General features: G+C 73.9%; 15 protein-coding genes. 6 read left to right on the forward strand and 9 right to left on the reverse strand.

The features are described from left to right. Positions 1-61: 61 nt before the first annotated feature. The 6 genes from Sspor_RS39030 to Sspor_RS39055 form a co-directional block, all read right to left on the reverse strand. Entirely contained in the window at positions 62-778 is a 717-nt protein-coding gene (locus Sspor_RS39030) for a DsbA family protein (RefSeq protein ID WP_202203345.1), read from the reverse strand. Positions 779-865: 87 nt separating this feature from the next. Then, positions 866-1,678, reverse strand: coding sequence for a polysaccharide deacetylase family protein (locus tag Sspor_RS39035; RefSeq protein WP_237404231.1), 813 nt, complete (start codon positions 1,676-1,678; stop codon positions 866-868). A gap of 114 nt (positions 1,679-1,792) precedes the next feature. Continuing rightward, positions 1,793-2,335 carry a heme-binding beta-barrel domain-containing protein gene (locus Sspor_RS39040; RefSeq protein ID WP_202203346.1) on the reverse strand — a complete coding sequence of 181 codons (543 nt, stop codon included), beginning with the start codon at positions 2,333-2,335 and terminating at the stop codon, positions 1,793-1,795. A 144-nt stretch (positions 2,336-2,479) separates the two neighbouring features. Beyond that, on the reverse strand, positions 2,480-4,555 hold the full coding sequence (gene fusA / locus Sspor_RS39045) for an elongation factor G (protein ID WP_202203347.1): 2,076 nt from the start codon (positions 4,553-4,555) through the stop codon (positions 2,480-2,482). A gap of 441 nt (positions 4,556-4,996) precedes the next feature. Beyond that, entirely contained in the window at positions 4,997-6,376 is a 1,380-nt protein-coding gene (locus tag Sspor_RS39050) for a sensor histidine kinase (protein WP_202204121.1), read from the reverse strand. A gap of 82 nt (positions 6,377-6,458) precedes the next feature. Then, positions 6,459-7,136 (reverse strand): response regulator transcription factor, encoded by a 678-nt coding sequence (locus Sspor_RS39055; protein ID WP_202203348.1) that lies wholly within the window; start codon positions 7,134-7,136, stop codon positions 6,459-6,461. Between the two features lie 135 nt (positions 7,137-7,271). Between Sspor_RS39055 and Sspor_RS39060 the strand changes: the two genes are divergently transcribed. Further along, a complete protein-coding gene (locus tag Sspor_RS39060; protein ID WP_202203349.1) occupies positions 7,272-7,907 on the forward strand; it encodes a hypothetical protein in 636 nt (211 codons plus the stop codon). Here the strand turns inward: Sspor_RS39060 and Sspor_RS39065 are convergent, their stop codons facing one another. Then, positions 7,908-9,128: an FAD-dependent monooxygenase gene (locus tag Sspor_RS39065; RefSeq protein ID WP_202203350.1), complete on the reverse strand. Its 1,221-nt coding sequence runs from the start codon at positions 9,126-9,128 to the stop codon at positions 7,908-7,910. A gap of 49 nt (positions 9,129-9,177) precedes the next feature. Next, entirely contained in the window at positions 9,178-11,070 is a 1,893-nt protein-coding gene (locus Sspor_RS39070; RefSeq protein ID WP_202203351.1) for a glycoside hydrolase family 15 protein, read from the reverse strand. A 626-nt stretch (positions 11,071-11,696) separates the two neighbouring features. On the opposite strand from Sspor_RS39070, the gene Sspor_RS39075 reads away from it, so the two are divergent. The 3 genes from Sspor_RS39075 to Sspor_RS39085 all read left to right on the forward strand — a co-directional run bounded on the left by Sspor_RS39075 (position 11,697) and on the right by Sspor_RS39085 (position 14,857). Continuing rightward, positions 11,697-12,272, forward strand: coding sequence for an RNA polymerase sigma factor (locus tag Sspor_RS39075; RefSeq protein WP_237404233.1), 576 nt, complete (start codon positions 11,697-11,699; stop codon positions 12,270-12,272). Positions 12,273-13,183: 911 nt separating this feature from the next. Further along, on the forward strand, positions 13,184-14,014 hold the full coding sequence (locus tag Sspor_RS39080) for an IclR family transcriptional regulator domain-containing protein (RefSeq protein WP_237404452.1): 831 nt from the start codon (positions 13,184-13,186) through the stop codon (positions 14,012-14,014). 108 nt (positions 14,015-14,122) lie between these two features. Then, positions 14,123-14,857, forward strand: a complete 735-nt coding sequence (locus Sspor_RS39085; protein ID WP_202203353.1) for a hypothetical protein — start codon at positions 14,123-14,125, stop codon at positions 14,855-14,857. Between the two features lie 30 nt (positions 14,858-14,887). Here the strand turns inward: Sspor_RS39085 and Sspor_RS39090 are convergent, their stop codons facing one another. Then, entirely contained in the window at positions 14,888-15,538 is a 651-nt protein-coding gene (locus tag Sspor_RS39090; RefSeq protein ID WP_202203354.1) for an HAD family hydrolase, read from the reverse strand. 170 nt (positions 15,539-15,708) lie between these two features. Here Sspor_RS39090 and Sspor_RS39095 point away from each other — a divergent pair, with 170 nt between their 5' ends. Beyond that, complete coding sequence (locus Sspor_RS39095) at positions 15,709-16,548, forward strand: dienelactone hydrolase family protein (protein WP_202203355.1); 840 nt, start codon at positions 15,709-15,711, stop codon at positions 16,546-16,548. 300 nt (positions 16,549-16,848) lie between these two features. Beyond that, positions 16,849-17,649, forward strand: coding sequence for a class I SAM-dependent methyltransferase (locus Sspor_RS39100; RefSeq protein WP_202203356.1), 801 nt, complete (start codon positions 16,849-16,851; stop codon positions 17,647-17,649). The last annotated feature ends 5 nt before the right edge of the window (positions 17,650-17,654 follow it).

The following is a 17,654-nucleotide window of genomic DNA, read 5'->3' on the forward strand; positions in this document are numbered from 1 at the left end:
CATCAAGACACCGCAGCCCTGCGGGTTGTGACACGGTGTGAGCCGGATCACCTCACAGGCCCTACTCCTTGGCCCGGGCCGCCTTCTTCAGATGCCGGTAGAGGCGGCTGCGTTCGCTGAAGAGCTCGCGCCTCTCCGGCGGGACGAGTACTCCGTCGATCGCCATGGCCGGAGTTCCCGCAACGGGCGACTTGCGGAGCACCTCGTCGGCGGCCTCGACGAACTCCCGGTGCTTCGTCTCCAGCACGGCAGCGTCGAACTCCGGGCCGCGCAGGCCCGGAATCATGATGGCCAGCCCGAGCAGCCGGTCCCGGGTGAAGCCCCCCGCCTTCCGCACCCGGCTCTGCTCGCGGTACAGCAGATCGTGGTAGTCGGCGAACCGGTTCCGGTCCACGGCGGCGCGCAGGGCGTTCGCCGCGAACTTCGACCCCGGGCCGAGGAAGGACCCCAGCGTGAACTGCAGCTGCAGCGCCCCGCTGCGGGCCGCGCGCTTCAGGTACGGGGCGGTGCCCTCCGTCTCGAACTCCGCGCAGGCCGGGCAGCTCATGTCCTCGTACAGCCGGACGGCGAGAGGAGCGCCCGGGTCACCGAGCACGATGGTGGTGCCGTCGGCGGCCAGGGATTCCCGGGCCGCGGGCAGGTTCGCGCTCGACGGGACGTCGAGCGGGTCGTCGCTCCCGTGACTCGCGTCGCCCCTGCTGCGGCAGCCGGCGACCGACGCCGAGGCGGTGATGGCCGCCGCCGCGACCAGGAAACCGCGTCTCGTTCCGACCTGCATGAATGTCCTCTCCCCGTGATCGACAGGGAGACGATACGGGGTCGGGCGGTGGGCGCGTCGGGTGGACCGGAGGTCAGACGGAGCGCCTCAGCGGGCCTCCGCCGCGGGGACGAGGAACTGGCGCAGGTCGATGACCTCGTAGCCGTCGGCCAGCGCGGCGTCGGCGATCAGGGGAAGGGCCTCGGCGTCGAGGACGACGCCGGCGCCGTTGCTGCCGACGTGCATCTGGATGATCGCGCCCGGAGCGAAGGCGTCCACGGCCCGTTCGACGGCCTTCCCCACGGTCATGCCGCCCTTCGGCCCCAGGTAGCCGTTGGTGTCGGCGCTGAACTCGATCGCCGCGTAGCCCAGTTCGTTGACGTCGGCGACGGTCTCCGGGCTGGTGGAGCTGTAGGGGAAACGGAAGAACGGCAGGGGCTCGACCCCGGACGCCGCCCGGATGGCCTCGTCGGCGGCGCGCACCTCCCGCGTCCGCTCGGCGGTGCCGAGGTCGTCGAAGGAGGGGTGGCTGTACGAGTGGTTGCCGAGGCCGTGCCCCGCGTCGGCGATGGAGCGCACCGCAGCCGGCCGGGCCTCGGCGAACTCGCCGGTCGGGAAGAAGGTGGCGGGCAGCCTTCGCCGGCGCAGTTCGGCCAGCACCGCGTCGATCCCGTCGACGTCCCAGGCGGCGTTGAAGGTGAGGGCCAGGACCTTGCGGGAGGTCGGCAGCCGGCGGATCTCGTCGCCCAGCAGCGAGGCCGGCGGACGGGGACCGGCGGCGGCCCGGGCCGTGCGCCCGGGCCCGGCCGCCGCCGCGGCGGCCGAGGAGGACGTGAACCCGGCGAGCCCCGCGAATCCGGTGCACCCGGCCCACGCCAGACCCGCCAGGGCCGAGCGTCGTTCCACATCGACCACGGTCACTCCACTCCTCACGCCCACAGCCTCCGGTACGGCCTGCCACCGACTATCCGGCGGTGCGGGCCCGGCCGCCCGCAGCCCGTGCCGGGCACCCGGGTGATTTCCCGGGGGCCGCTCTCAGGACGGGCGCTGCCGCAGGCGCGTCGTGAGGTGGTGCTGCAGGGGCTGTCCCACGGCGGCCATGTCGTGGACGACCGTCATCTCGCCGTTCTCGACCGTGTAGTGCCGCCGCGTGCCGGTGACCTCCTTCGCCAGCGGGGTCAGCGCCACGTCCTTGGTCTCGATCTCGATCTCCGTACCGGACACCCGCCCGACGTACGTCTCCACGATGCCCGTGGGGTGGGCGAGCACGACCTCCAGCGCGGCGTCGGGAGTCACCCGCCACCACCCGGTCTCGCGCCCCGCCGGCCGCACAGGTGCCCCGGACCCGTCGATCAGCCACGCGCGTGCCTCGTAGCGCAGGAAAGGGCGGCCGTCGTGGCTGAAGGTGATCTCCTGCTCGTAGCGGAAGTCCTGCTCCAGGGTCGGGTACTGGCCCTGCCCCCGGCCGTGCCAGCGCCCCAGCAGGTGCAGTACGGGCCGCAGCTGCGGGTGCGGATCAGGGCCCTCGCCGAGGACGTGGCTGTCGGGGTAGGGATTTTCCTGCACCGGCTCGAACATGTTCACCTTGTCTGCCCGTTCGTCTCTCCGCGAGTACCGCCGAATCCCGCAGCCTAGGGGATGTCCTGCCGATCGGGGGCGCGCCCGCCCCGCCCCCGGCACGGCGGGGACGGGGCGGGCGGGCAGCGGGCGTTCACCCGGCGGTCACCGGGCCGGCAGGGCCGCCGCGACCGAGGCCGGCACCGGTGCGAGACCGGCCGGCCGGGTGGTGAAGGTGCCCCGGCCCTGCGTCCGGCCGCGCAGCCGGGACGCGTAGCCGAACAGCTCGGCCAGTGGCACGGCCGCCGTGATCACCGCGGTCCCGGCCTCGGCCGTGGAGGCGGAGACCCGGCCGCGGCGGGCCGCGAGATCACCCAGCACGCCCCCGACACCCTCCTCCGGAAGCGTCACCGTGACCTCGACGAGCGGTTCCAGGAGCTCCATCGTGCTCAGGCGCAGGGCCTCGCGCAGCCCGAACCGGCCCGCCGCCCGGAACGCCATCTCCGAGGAGTCCTTCGAGTGGGTCGCCCCGTCGGTGAGGGTGACGCGCAGCCCCGTCACCGGGAACCCGCCGAGCGGCCCCTCGGAGAGCGCGTCCCGGCAGCCCGCCTCCACGGCGCGCGCGTACTCCTGCGGTACGCGTCCGCCGACGACCGTCGACCGGAACTCGAAGCACGGCTCCTCCAGCGGCTCGACATCGAGGACGACGTGCGCGAACTGGCCCGCACCACCGTCCTGTTTGACATGCCGGTGGACGAGCCCGCCGACCCCGCGCACGACTGTCTCCCGGTAGGAGATCTGCGGGCGGCCGACGACGACCTCCACCCCGTGGCCGCTGCGGATCTTCTCCACCGCGACCTCCAGGTGCAGCTCGCCCATCCCCGACAGCACGGTCTGACCGCTTTCCGCGTCGGACCGCACCACCAGCGACGGGTCCTCCTCGGCGAGCCGCGCGAGCGCCGCCGAGAGCCGGCCCGTGTCGCTGTTGCGGCGGGCCTCGACCGCGACCGACACCACCGGCTCGGCCACCGAAGGCGGTTCGAGGACCAGCGGCGCGCCCGGCGCGCACAGGGTCGTGCCCGCCCGGGCGGCCTTCAGCCCGATCACCGCGACGATGTCACCGGCCACGGCCTCCTCCCGTTCCTCGTGCCGGTCCGCCTGGACCCGCAGGATCCGGCCGACCCGCTCCGTGCGGCCCGTGGCCGCGTCCAGTACCGTCGCGCCCTTGCGCAGGGTGCCCGCGTAGACCCGCAGGTACGTGAGCCGCCCGGTCGCCGTGGCCGTCACCTTGAAGGCGAGCGCGGTGAACGGCTGCGCCGGGTCGGGGGCGCGTTCCTGCTCCACGCCGTCCGTCACGAGCCCCCGTACCGGAGGCATGTCGGCGGGCGACGGCAGGTACGCGAGGACCGCGTCCAGCAGCGGCTCGATCCCGCGGTTGCGGTACGCGGATCCGCACAGCACCACGACACCGTCCCCGCGCAGCGTCAGCTCCCGCAGGGCGCGCGCCAGGGTGCGCTCCGTCAGGGCCGAGGCCGAGCAGAACTCCTCCAGGGCGTCGGCGTGCAGCTCCGCGACCGTCTCCTCCAGGAGCCGGCGGCGGCGGGCCGCCTCCTCGCGCAGCGGCTCGGGGACCGGGCCCACCTGGTAGCCGTCGGAGCCCGTCCGCCAGTGCACGGAGCGCATCCCCAGCAGGTCGACGACGCCGGAGAACGAGTCCTCCGCCCCGATGGGCAGCTGTACCACCAGCGGAACGACCCCCAGGCGCTCGCGGATCGACGCGACCGCCGTGTCGAGGTCGGCGCCCGCCCGGTCCAGCTTGTTGACGAACGCGATCCGCGGTACACCGTGCCGGTCGGCCTGCCGCCACACCGTCTCGCTCTGCGGCTCGACGCCGGCGACGGCGTCGAACACCGCGACGGCCCCGTCCAGCACCCGCAGGGAACGCTCGACCTCGTCGGAGAAGTCCACGTGGCCCGGGGTGTCGATCAGGTTGACGCGATGACCGCTCCAGGCGCAGCTCACGGCCGCGGCGAAGATGGTGATGCCGCGATCGCGTTCCTGGGCGTCGAAGTCGGTCACGGTGGTGCCGTGATGGACCTCGCCGCGCTTGTGGATGGCACCGGTCGCGAAGAGGATGCGTTCGGTGACGGTGGTCTTGCCGGCGTCGACGTGGGCGAGGATGCCCAGGTTGCGGACGGCGGTGGGGGAAGAGGTGGTGAGGGGCTGCCTGTCGGCGCGCATGGCCCAAGGCCTTTCGGATGTGCGGAGGAAGAGGGCGGCGCGATTCCCGCAATCCGGCACCCGTCACCCCCGCCCGGCGGCCGCGGCCGCGGAAGCCCGGGCAGGCGGTCGTACGGGCTCGCGGACCTACGGCCGCAGGGGGAAGGAAGGCGCCGGAACCCTAGAAGCGGGTCACGGGCATACGGTGACGGCCGCGCAGCCGGCACCGGGCGCCGCGAGACACCGGGATCACGTCGTACCGGGACGGGGGAGCGAACGCGGCGGTGCGGTACGTGCACATGGCGCGGCTCCCCTTCTCTTCACTCGGCATGAGGCGCGCGGCGCCCTGTCGGCGGCGCGCACGACGAGTCTAGTGATCGCGTCATGCCGGGGCACCGGGTTTTCCCGGCGCCTTCCGCCGCAGTGGGGCAGGCGGACGGCCGCTCCGCTTCACCCGCCCCGTCAGCACCGGCCCGTCGTCGGCAGCCGCAGCACCAGCCGCGCGCCACCGGAGCCACCGCCGGGGCGGCCCTCGGCCGTGAGCGTCCCGCCGTGGCGGGTGCTCAGGTCGCGGGCGATGGCGAGACCCAGTCCGGCCCCGCCGTGGTCGCGGCTGCGCGAGTCGTCGAGGCGCGTGAAGCGCTCGAAGACCCGCTCCCGGTCGGCCGCCGGGATGCCGGGCCCGTCGTCGGTCACCTCCAGCACCGCGGTGCCCGGCCGCGCACCGTTCGTGGTGCGCAGGGTGACGTCCACGCGCCCGTCGGCGTAGCGCTGCGCGTTGTCGACGAGGTTGGTGACGATACGCCCGAGCCACATCGCGCCGGCGCTGACCTCGACACCGGGTTCCAGCCGCAGCCCTACGGGAACGCGGTCGCCGAGCCGGCCCTCCACCACCTCGCGCACCAGTGCCGTCAGGTCCAGCGGGGCGGCGGCCACCGGCTGGGCCGCGTCGATGCGGGCGAGCAGCAGCAGGTCGGCCGTCAGGTGCTGGAGCCGTTCGATGTCCTCCAGGGCCCCGGAGATCAGCTCGGGCCACAGCTCCGGGTCCTGGACGGCCAGGGCCACCTCGAGCTGGGTGCGCAGGACGGTGATCGGGCTGCGCAGTTCGTGCGAGGCGTCGGCGATGAACTGCTGCTGGCGGATCCCGGAGGCCTCCAGCCGGTCCAGGGTCGCGTTCATGGTCTCGGCCAGCCGGGCGACCTCGTCGTCGGTCGCCGGCACCGGCACCCGGCGGTGCAGACCACGGGCCGAGATCTCGGCGACCTCGGCCCGGATCTCCTCCACCGGCCGCAGCGCGTGGCCGGTGACCCGCCAGGTGACGAGCGCGACCGTGGCCAGCAGCAGGGGCATGCCGATGACGAGGGCGGCGGTGGTCGTGTCGTCAGCCGCGTCCGCGTCCCGCAGGGAGGCGCCGGCATAGACCGTGGCCATGCCGTCCGGGGTCTGCGTGACGACCTGGACGACTCGCTGCCGGTACTCGCCGTCCAGCGGGCGGACCCGCCACGTGTGGAGCCGGGTTCCCGGAGCGCCGGGACCGGGCGCCGGGAAGGCGGGCGCACCGGCCAGGTTCGGGCTGGCGAACAGGACGCGTCCGTCGGCGCCCACCACCTGGACGAAGTCGATGCCGCGGGCCGGCGGGCGTACGCGCCCCAGCTTCCCGGTGGCGGCGAGCTGCGCGACCGTCTCGGCCTGCCGCCGGGCGTCGTTCTCCGCGTTGCGGAGCAGGTTCGCCTCCAGCAGCCCGAGCAGGGCGAACGAGGCGAGTGCCAGCGCCGCGGCCACCACCACGCTCGCGCCCACGGTGGCCCGCGCCCGCACGGTCGTGGGCCACAGCCGCCGCAGCACCGGCCACCGGCGCAGGACCGCGCCCGGAACCGCGCGCAGGGCGGCGCGCACGCGCTCGCGCGGGACCGGACGCACCGCCTCAGCCACCGTCGGCCGCCAGCCGGTAGCCCGCTCCCCGCACGGTCTCCACCGCGGTGCGGCCGAACGGCGCGTCGATCTTGCGCCGGACGGCGCTGACGTGGACCTCGACCACATTGGGATCGCCGTCGAAGGCGCTGTCCCACACCTGCTCCAGGATGTCCCGCTTGGGCACCACCTCGCCGCACCGCCGGGCCAGGTACTCCAGGACCGCGAACTCCCGCGCCGTCAGCCGGATCTCCGTGCCGCCCCGGGAGCAGGAGTGCCGGGCGGGGTCGAGCAGCAGGTCCCCGAAGCGCATCACCTGGGGCCGCCGACGGCCCGTACGCCGGCCGAGCGCCCGCAGCCGGGCGACCAGGACGAGGTAGGAGAACGGCTTCGACAGGAAGTCGTCGGCGCCGGTGTCGAGCGCCTCGGCTTCGTCGTACTCGCCGTCCTTCGCCGTGAGCATCAGGATCCCCGACTCGTTGCCCGCCGCGCGCAGCTTCGCGCACACCCGGTACCCGTTCAGCCCGGGCAGCATGATGTCCAGCACGATGAGGTCGTAGTCGTGCTCCGTGGCCATCCACAGACCCTGGGTCCCGTCGGTGGCCACATCCACCGAGAACCCCTCCGACTGCAGCCCTCGCTGCAGGGCCACGGCGAGCCGCCGTTCGTCCTCCACCACCAGTACGCGCATGCCGGACAGGATCTCAGGACCGCCCCGGCGTTGGCTGAAGAGGTCTTCAGGTGGCTTCAGCGGGGCTTCAGGTTCCGCTCAGCATGCTCTGGAACGAGCCGCGCACCGCGCCCGGTTGTCCTGAGGAGTGCCTGTATGTCTGATTCTGTCCCGCCGTCCGAGCAGGCCGAGACCGCCCCCCTGTCCGCCCCGGTGGCCGCCCCCGAGGCCGAGGCCCGGAAGTCCGCGGCCCTGGGCCGCCTCGTCCCCCGCGGCAAGCGCACCCGCTGGGTGGCGGCGGCGGGCGCGGTCGCCGTGGTGGTCGTCGGAGGAGCGGCGGCGGTGGCTGTGGCCGGACACCACGACCACCACATGCGCGTCGAGCGGGGTCCGCACATGGCGTGGGCCGGACCGGGGCCCGAGGGCGGCCTCCGGGGCGGCCCGCACGCCGCCGGACCGGGGCAGGAACGGGGGCAGGCCGGGCCCGGCCGCCCCGCGGGCCCCAAGGCCCCCGGCGAGCCCGGCCGCCCGGGAGGCGCCGAAGGGCACGGAGGCTTCGCCAAGGAAGCTCCGGCGCCCGCACCCATTCCCTCCCTGGCCATCGGCGAGGCGGCCGAGAAGGCCGCCGCGGCCGTACCGGGCGGGAAGGTGGCGGGTCTGCGCGCGGTCGCCCAGGAGGGCGGCGGCAGCGCCTGGCTGGCCGTGGTCATCGGCTCCGACGGGGTCCGGCACGCGGTCACCGTCTCCGGTACGGACGGCACGATCACCAGCAACACCACCAGGAACCGGTAGTCACGGGGTCATGGCCCGGCCCCCGATACCGGGGGCCCCGCCGAGCTGGCCCCGCCACCAGGCCGCCATCTCCCCGCCGTCCATGGCCGCCCAGGCCGGGGTCCGCTCGACCTGGGCGCGGCCCAGCCGCCGGGCCAGTGCGACCAGTTCCCGTCCGGCGGCGCCGCGGGTCTCCTCGTAGCCGCGCAGCAGCTCTTCGAAGGACCCGCAGCGCCGCCAGCCGTCGGCGAGGGCGGTGGCGTCCTGCAGCGCCTTGGCGGCACCGCTCGTGTTGTGCGGGCGCACGACGCTCGCCGCGTCCCCCGCGAGCAGCAGCCGGCCGGCGGCGGTGCGTGCCGTCTCCATGTCGTAGATCGGCTGTACGAAGGTGTCCGCCGGGTCCGTCAGCGCGAGCGCCCGCCCCCAGTACGGCGGGAACTCCCGGTCGAGCAACTCCGCCAGATGCCCGGCCAGCCCGGGCGTGAGACCGCCGGGCGGAAAGCTCGTCGGATCGTCGAGGCGCAGCTGCCCGTCCCGCGGCGGAGCGGCGTAGAGCACCCAGTTCACCCGCGGCCCCTTCGGCCCGGGAATGCGGTAGACGACGCAGGAACCGCCCGGGAAGCAGACCGTGGTCCCCGCCTCCGGCGCCGAGTCCGCGACGCTGCCCAGGCCCGCGAGCAGCTCCGCGTCGAAGTTGCCGCGCCAGCACACGTATCCGGCGTACTGCGGCCGGGAGTCCGGGCAGAGTGCCGCGCGCACCACCGACCGGTACCCGTCGGCACCGACCACCAGGTTGTACCGTTCGACGGAGCCTCCCGCGAGCCGCACGTCGGCGCCCGCGTCCCCGGTCTCCTCGACCCCCGTCACCGCCTCCCCCTGCCGGTAGACCACCCCGTCCGGCACGGACTCCCGAAGGCCCTGCCAGAGCAGGCCCCAGTGGTAGGAGTGGAAGGGGAACGGCTGCTCCCAGATCACCCGGCCGCCCGCCCCGTGCGCATCGTCGCGCACCACCCAGCGGCGCCGCTCCAGCGGGTGCGCCGCGATCCCCCGGGGCAGCGTGCCGCTCGCGCCGAGCTCGGCGGCCCGATCGTCGTGGATGCACAGGCCGACGCCACGGTCCTGCAGCCGCCCGCGCGTGCGCTCCAGTACCACCACCTCACCCGCGCCCGCCCGCGCCGCCGCCGTGGCGACGGCACAGCCCGCGATGCTCCCGCCGACCACCGCGATCGTTCCGCCGCGCATAACCGCCTCCTGTCGATGCACACCACTGCCGTGACCCTCGCAGGGCCCGTCACTCCGCGGAAGACCGCGCCATCGGCGGCGTGGGCCGCCCGGAACCCCCGAGGGCCGACGCCGTCAGCACGACCAGCGAGTCCGTCCAGCCCAGAGGCGCCACCGCGGACGGCAGCCCGGCCCCGTTCACCGTCTCGGGGAGCTCGCCGAGCCCGTTCCGCTTGGACAGCACCCAGTCCAGCACCGCGCCGGCCTTCGCCGGCTCACCCGTACCGGCCCAGGCGAGGGCGAAGAAGGAGGTGCTGGCCGTCCACGCGTACGAACCCCAGCTGAAGGACGGGTCGTTGCCGGGCGAGACCCCGCCGTTCGGCAGCAGCAGCGCCCGGTAGGTGGAGTCCAGCGCCTCGCCGAGACCGGCCGGGGCGTCGTTGAACGGGGGCGCCATGAACGCCACCGCGCTGTCCCGGCCGTGCCTGCCGTCGACGGTCCGCTGGTACCCGAGCGGGGCGAAGGAGGTGGCGATCGCGGCGGACAGCCGCCGGGCCGCCTCCCCCCAGCGCTCCGCGTCCGCGACCGTGCCCAGCCGTGCGGCCAGGTCGGCCGCGGCGTTCAGCCCGGCCAGCAGGGGAGCGGCGGTACCGATGTTGGCCGTCGCCGTGTCCAGCTCCCAGTAGTCCGGGGACGCCGGAGGCAGCCCGTCCGGCCCCAGGGAGCGGGCGGCGTAGTCGGCCGCCTTGCGCACCATCGGGTAGAGCGCGCGCAGCCGTTCGTCCCGCCCGCCGGGCGGCGCCGCCCGGTACCACTGCCACGTGGCCCAGGGCACCCAGCCGTTGCCGTCCAGCTGCCACTTCCGTGCGTCCGGCGGCCCGCTGCCGTCCAGCTCGGTACGGGCCTCCCAGGTCCCGTCGGCCCGCTGGGTGAGCGCGTCGTAGCCGAGGATCCGGTACGCCTCCTCGTCGTGCCCGGTGGCGGCGAAGGCGACCGCCGCGAACGCCCCGTCGCGGGGCCAGGAGTACTCCCACGGCGGCGCCCAGGCCGCCGCGAAGGCCCCGTTGGGTTTCAGCAGCGCCCGCATCGACAGCAGGGCGCGCTGCGACGCGGCCCGCTGCGCGGCGGTGGCACCGGGCACCGTGCCCGCCGCCAGCCACGCGCGGCTCTCCTCGACCTGTGCCAGGGCGTCCGGGTCGTCCGCCTCGACCACCACCGACGCCGAGGCCCCGTCGGGCAGGTACCGCCACCGGCCGGAGGGCAGGCGCAGCACGTTGCCGCCCTCGAGGTAGGAGGCGCCCACGGCGAAGGAGGGCAGGACGGCCTCGGTGGCGACCCGGTTGCCCAGCAGGCCCGAGGTACGGGCGGCGAGCGCCGAGGCCGGTACGTAGCAGGGCTCGGTCTCCCCGCAGCGCTCGCCGCCGGCGGGATTGACGTGGAAGGCGAGCCGGGAACCGTAGGCGTGCCAGCCACCCCAGTACGGCCTGTCGTAGTTCCAGCTGGTCAGCGAGCCGGGCACCGGCCGCGTGGTGCCGTACCAGGCGATCGGGCCGCTCTCCGTGGTGCTCGCCTGGAGGAACAGGTGGTACGGGGTGCCGGGGGTGACGGCGGCGCTCAGCGGGAACTCGACCCAGCCGGCGCCGGCGCCGCCGAGTGCCGCGAGGTCCAGGGTCGACGAGGCGATCACCGACTCCGCGTCCGCGCGGTCCCGGCGGACCTGCGCCGTCACGGTGCCCGTCGCGGCCCCGCTGCCCAGCCAGACACTCACCCGGGAGAGCCGGGAGCCGTCCACCGTGAACTCCTGGGCCGCCGCGTGGTCCGTGGCCTTCACGCCGAACAGCGCGCTCTCATGCGCGGCCTGGCCGTCGTAGGGCACGGCGGCCGCGGTGTGCGGGTGCGCGGCGGGCACACCGCTCAGCGCCAGACAGAGCACGGCGGGCAGCACGGTCCTCGCGAACGCCATCTGTACGGCCCCTTCCTACGCGACGGGCGCGCGGGGCGGAGGGGCCGGGGCGCCGGGATCTGGACCCACCATGCAGGCATCGGGCACCGAGGAGGGGGGAGTCGGGACGTATCCCACCGGTATGGGGCCGCAACGACATCCGATCGTGTGACGGGAAGCGGAGCGGACCCGCTCGGGCGCGTGCCGGCGGGGGCGGCGCTCGGCAGGCACGCCGGGGCGCGCGCGGGCGGACCGGGGCGCGCAAGGAAGCGGATGCGCTCACTTCGGAAGATTTCCACGGACCGGCTTGCACGATCGGGCTCGCTTTCCGATGGGGTGGTGAATGGGAGCGCCTGGTGCTCCACGGCTGCCGGTTCGGGGGCAGGCACGCCGATCGCTCATGATCCACTCGAAAGGTTCCGCGCCGAAGTGAATGTTGCCGAGACGGCCGCCCTCGCGCTGTTAGTCACCACCGCCCGTTATCGCGTCATCGATGTGTTCAGGGCGCCGATGCGCCTGCCGGGCGCGGGGGTACGGACAGGAACAGGCGGACCAACCACCGGCCGTCGCCGTGCCGCTCCCCGCGCCCGCCACCATGAGGTCCCCGCCACCCCGGTGCGCGGCGACGAACAGCTGTGGGGGAGCGTATGAGCGAAGGCGAATTCGATCCATCGGGGGACCAGGCGGTCTCCAGCGAACTGGCCGGCGTACTGCCGGTGGACTTCACCGCTTTCCACTCGCAGCAGCACCGCGCCTATCTGCGCTACGCCCACCTGCAGCTGGGAAATCCCAAGGACGCCGAGGAAGTCGTCGACGACGTGTTCACCTTCCTGCTGAAGGTGTGGCGCCAGGCCCTGAAGGAGGCGAGCCTCCACGGCTTCGCGTGGGCCGTGCTGCGCGAGCACGTCGAACGGCGGCTGGCGGCTCTGGGCCGGCAGGTGGCGATGGTGGAGACGGCCTGGTTCGCAGCGCTCCGCCGCTCCTCCAGAGAGCGGCTGGAACTGCTGGAGTCGAAGCTCGGGCTGTACGCCGCGATCGCCGGCCTGTCCGAGCGGCAGTACGACGTGGTGCTGCTGGCGTTCCTCCTGGGCAACGACTCCGACACGGTCGCCCGGATGATGGGGATCACCCCCGCGACGGTCCGCTCGCACATCCGCGGCGCACGCCGAACCCTGTCCCGCAAGCTCGGGGTGGACTGGATCCCCGGAGAGGAGAAGGACTAGTGAGCGACATGCCACGCCACCGCGACATGCCGCTGTGCGAACTGGACGCGGCCCTCGCGGACGCGACGGTACTCGCGGAGGAATACGCCGGATACGACGAGGGCGCGGCCCGCCGTCGGATCGCCCGCCGGATCGTCGCCGACCGTGCCCGCTCGGCGACCGGCATGACCGGCATGACCGGCCCCCCGTGCACCGCGCCCCCGCCGCCGCGGGGGTACGCCGTATCCGTATCCGCGTCCTCTTCCGCAGCAGCAGCCGACGAACTCGTCCTGGACGCCGCCTGTCACGTGCGCGCCGCCCGGGGTCTGGACGACCTCACCTGGTGCCTCGTGGAGAGCCGCGCCTTCGCCGAACTCGCCCTCGACGCCGACTCCTGGCCCCACGGCGTGGACTCGGCCCTGCTGTTCGGCTGCCTGCTCCACCTGGCCGACCGGATGGAGGGCGCGCAGTTCTGGTTCCAGTACGCGGCCGGGGCGGGCTCGCAGACCGCCGCCCACTGCCTCTACCTGCTCCACCTCGCCCGAGCCGAGGTCGCGACCGCCCGCCACTGGAAGCGCCAGGCCACGACCCTGTCCCCGGAAGAACACCTGCCGCCCCTGCCGCAGCTCCCGGACCACCTCGAAGGGGCCCTCGGCGCCTCCGTCATCTGGACCACCCCGCCCATCACCACCCAGGACCTCACCGCCCTGACCACCGGAGCCGGCCGGGCCGGCCGGCCCCCGTGCCGACTTCCCGTACGACTGCGCCAGGCGCTGCTGGCCCGCCCCCGCAAGGAACACCCCGACCTGGGGGAGATCGTCACCCCCGGCCCGCAGGTGGCGGTCGCCGTCGCGCAGAACGCCCGGCTCAACCCCCTCCACCTGACGGCCCAGGCGAGCGCCTGGGCCCTCGACGCCCTGAAACAGCCGCAGCTGGTCCATGCCGCCCGGAAGACCCCCGAAGGCAGGCCGGCCCCCGCCCCACTGGAATCCGTCCACCAGGCACTGCGCGTCCTGGAAGTCGTCAACCGCTACTCGGGAGGCGTGAACCTGACCCAGATCGCCCGGGAGACGGCACTGCCGCAACTGGTCCTCGCCCGGGCCATGGAACAGCTCCTCCGGGCGAACCTCGCCACCCCGATCGGACCGGACGCGTACGTCGCCGGCAGCACCCTCCTGCCGGCCGAAGCGGCGAACGGCGAGGGCCGCGGGCACCTGTGGGAGACCCTTTCCTGGCTGCGGGACGCCGTAGGCGCCGCCGTCTACGTCGCCCGCTACACCGACGGCGAGGTCTCCATCACCCAGTACGCCGACGGTCCGGCCGCACCCGTGGTCGAGGAATGGGTCGACTTCCGGGTCGCCGCCCATGCCTCGGCGGTGGGCAAGGCGCTGCTGACCCAGCTCGACTACGACGACAGGAAGGACCACCTGGCCCGGCACCGGCTCACCCGCTTCACCCCCCACACCCTCACCAGCCAGCAGGACCTCTTCCACCAGCTCGACCACCGCCCGCCGAACGCTCCGCTCCTGGACCTGCAGGAGTACGCGATCGGCACGGTGTGCGCGGCGGTCCCGATCACCGCGGGGCCGAACGCGGAATGCGTGGCCCTGTCCATCCCGGTTCCGGACCCCGGCCGGCTGAAGCAGGCCGCCCGGATCCTGCAGAGCGAGGCGGCCGCGGTCCTGCTCGCCCTGATCGTCGCCGGCAGCAACCGCGACCCGGCACACCGCCCGGAGGACACCATGCTGTCGCCGACCGCCTAGCACCGTGAAGGACGGGCCCGCCGCACCCAGGGTGCGGCGGGCCCGTCCGGTCTTCCGGGTGCGCCCGCGCGAGATGCGGGCCGCCGCGCCGCGTGCGATAACGGCACCATGGCAGAGTTCCCGACGGCCACGGCCGCGGAAATCAAGATCAGCTTCGGCGGGACGGACGCGAAGGCCGCCTTCGACGCCCTGGAGCTCGACCGGGACGACGGGCGCCGCCGCGCGATCCATTTCTGGGACAGCCCGCAGCGGGCGGCGGGCGGCGAGGTGACCCTGCCCCTGCTCGAACGGGGGGTCATCCTGCGCCTGCGCCGGGACGACGAGGGGCACGCGTCCGAGCAGGACGCCGACCTGACCGTCAAACTGCGTCCCTGTCCGGTGCTGCCGGCGTCCTGGAGGGAGGACCGGGAGGGCGAGGACTGGGAGTTCAGGGTCGAGGAGGACCGGACCGGGCCCGCGTTCACACCGGTGCTGTCCGCCTCGCTGGAGGCCGAGAGCGGTCCCACCGGGCTGCTGCTCGTCGAGCGGCAGCGGGAACTCCTGGAGGCGGCCGGGCTGACCGGGGCCGATCTCGCCGGCCTGACGGCGCTCGGCCCCGTGCGCGCGGTCAAGTGGAAGCAGGACTGGGACGAGGTGCCGGGCACCGTGGCGATCGAGGAATGGCGCACCGGCAACGGCCTGCGCTTCCTGGAGGTCTCGGCGCGGTCGGACGTCGGCGACGCCGCCGAGGTCCAGACGCGGCTCGAACAGGCGCTGCGGGAACGCGACATCACCCCGCCGCCGTTCGGCGAGATGAAGACCCAGGCTGTCATGAAGGCCCTCGCCCGCGACGCGCAGTTCTGACCCCCGGCCCCGGACCCGGCCCCTCGCGGGTCACCCGGCGGCGATGAGGCCGGGCAGTTCGCCCATGTCGTGGAAGACGACGGTGCCGGTGCCTTCGAGCCGTTCGGCCGGAGTCAGTCCCCCCGCGTAGCCGAAGGCCCGCATACCGGCGGCGCGGGCGGCCTCGACACCCGGACGGCTGTCCTCGACCACCACGCACGCGGCCGGGTCGACACCCATCCGCCGGGCCGCGTACAGGAACAGGTCCGGGGCCGGCTTGCCGCGGCTGACCTCGGTGGCGCTGAAGATGCGGCCCTCGAAGTGCTCGTAGAGGCCGGTGCGGCCGAGGGTGTGGCGCATCTTCTCGTGCGAGCCGCTGGAGGCGACGCAGGTCGGCAGGGTGATCGCGCCGAGTGCCTCGGGCAGTCCCTCGACGGCGGACAACCCCGCGTCCACCGCCTCGCGGTGACGCTGTTCGAACAGCTCCTGCCAGAGGCCGGCCGTCTCGTCGCCGACTCGCAGGGCGATGTCCTCGCCTATGGAGGCGCTGGAGCGCCCGATGAAGCGGTGCATGACCTCGTCCTCGGTGAGCGGCCAGCCCAGCTCCGCGCCCAGCGCGACCTGGATGGGTACCGCGAGGGGCTCGGTGTCCACGAGGACGCCGTCGCAGTCGAATATCACGAGTTCAATCGGCTTGATCATTCCCGCAGCATAGAGGCCGGTCCGGTGCCGGACCCCGCGGCGGGCCACCGCGCCGCTCGTCCCGCCTGCCGCGGCCACGGCAGAACACGGCGCGACGGCTTGACCGCGACGCTCTGCTTCTCGGTAGCTTGATGTCGTCCAGGCGAGAGCGGTCGGAAGGAGCGGGGCGCATGGCTGACCACGACCTGAGCGGGTTCGAGAAGAGCACCTTCACCCATGACGGCACCACCCGCCGGATCCTGCGCCGGGGCACGGGCCCCGCGGTGATCGTCATGGCGGAGATACCGGGCATCACCCCGAAGGTCATCGAGTTCGCCGAGCACGTCGCGGCGTCCGGCTGCACGGCCGTGCTCCCGGTGCTCTTCGGTGAACCCGGCCGCGACGCGGATCCCGGTGCGGTCGGCTGGCCGAGTGCCGGCCGCTACATGGCCTCGTCGCTGTGGCAGGTCTGCGTGAGCCGCGAGTTCACCCTGCTGGCCACGGGACGCAGCTCGCGCGTCGTGCGGTGGCTGCGCGCCCTGGCCGCGGCCGAGCACGAGCGCTGCGGCGGACCCGGGGTCGGCGCCGTCGGGATGTGCCTGACCGGCGGATTCGCCCTGGCCATGGCCACGGACGAGCGTCTCGTCGCCCCGGTGCTGTCCCAGCCCTCGCTCCCGCTGGCCTGCACCGCGAGCCGCGCGGGTGCCATCGACATCAGCCCCGAGGACCTCGCGGTCGTACGCGGGCGCTGCGAGCGCGAGGGGCTCCAGGTGCTGGGGCTGCGCTTCCGGGGCGACCGGCTCGTCCCCGGCGACCGGTTCGCGCACCTCCGGCGCGAACTAGGCGACGCGTTCGTGGCCGTCGAGCTGGATGCCGGCGCGGCGAATCCGGCCAGCGCCCTCGCCCCGCACTCCGTCCTGACGGAACACCTCATCGACGAACCGGGACAGCCCACCCGGCAGGCGCTCGACACCGTCCTCGACCTGTTCCGCACCCGGCTGCTCGGGGAACGGCCCGCTCCTGCCGTGTGACCCGACGTGGGGCCGCCGTCTCGTCATGCCGCCGGACGCCTGGCTGACGGGGCGTCCGGCCCTGGGCGCGTTGCGTGGACCCCTGGCGCAGCACGTGGCAGTCTGAGGCGATATCGCCCTAAACGCCCATTCTTCTGAACTGCGCGCGCGTACGCCGTGCCGCGCCGTTCGCTTCCCTGGATAGTCCAGTGGTTTATATATGTCGGTCACCGACGTATGGTGGGGCCTGAAGATCCTTCCCGGTGGCAGTCGCTCCTGCCTGCCGTCGGGGATTCACGTTGCGACGGAGACGGAGTGCCCATGGCCACCAGGAAGAACCTCACCGCGAACCGGGAATCCCTCGTCCACAAGGTCCGCTACGCCGCCAGCCGCCCGCACCGCATCGCCCCCTACCTGAAGCGGGCCGCCCGCGACCGGTGGCTGGCCTTCAAGCACCCCGACCACGTCAGCTACTACCGGGCCGTGATGGCATCGGACACCCGCCGCAACCCCGAGGCGGCGGTCGGCAGCCAGACCCACGAACGCTGGCTCGCCCTCGGGCAGATGCAGTTCGACTACCTCCTCGGACACGGCCTCGCGCCCGGTGCGCGCATGCTGGACATCGGCTGCGGCAACCTCCGCGCCGGCTGGCGGTTCATCGACTACCTCGACGCCGGCCACTACTACGGCATCGACATCTCGCCCGACATCCTCATCGCCGCGAAGCGGACCCTGACCGAGCGGGGACTGCAGGCCAAGGTCCCGCACCTGACCCTGACCAGGAACCTGACGCTGGATTTCCTGCCCGACGGCTACTTCGACGTCGTCCACGCCCACAGCGTCTTCTCGCACTCGCCGATCGACGTCATCGACGAGTGCTTCGCCCACGTGGGACGCGTCCTGGCACCCGGGGGCCACTTCGACTTCACCTTCGACCGCACCACCGGCACCGAACACCAGGTGCTGCGCGAGGACTTCTACTACCGCACCCAGACCCTCGTCGACCTCGCCGCGGGACACGGGCTGTCCGCGCGCTTCATGGACGACTGGGAGGCGCTCGGCCACGGCCAGTCCAAGATCCGCGTCAGCGTCGCCGGATCCGACGCCGAAGCCGAGGTCTGAGCCGC

Origin of the sequence: Streptomyces spororaveus (genome assembly GCF_016755875.1) — a bacterium.
GTDB lineage: Bacteria > Actinomycetota > Actinomycetes > Streptomycetales > Streptomycetaceae > Streptomyces > Streptomyces spororaveus.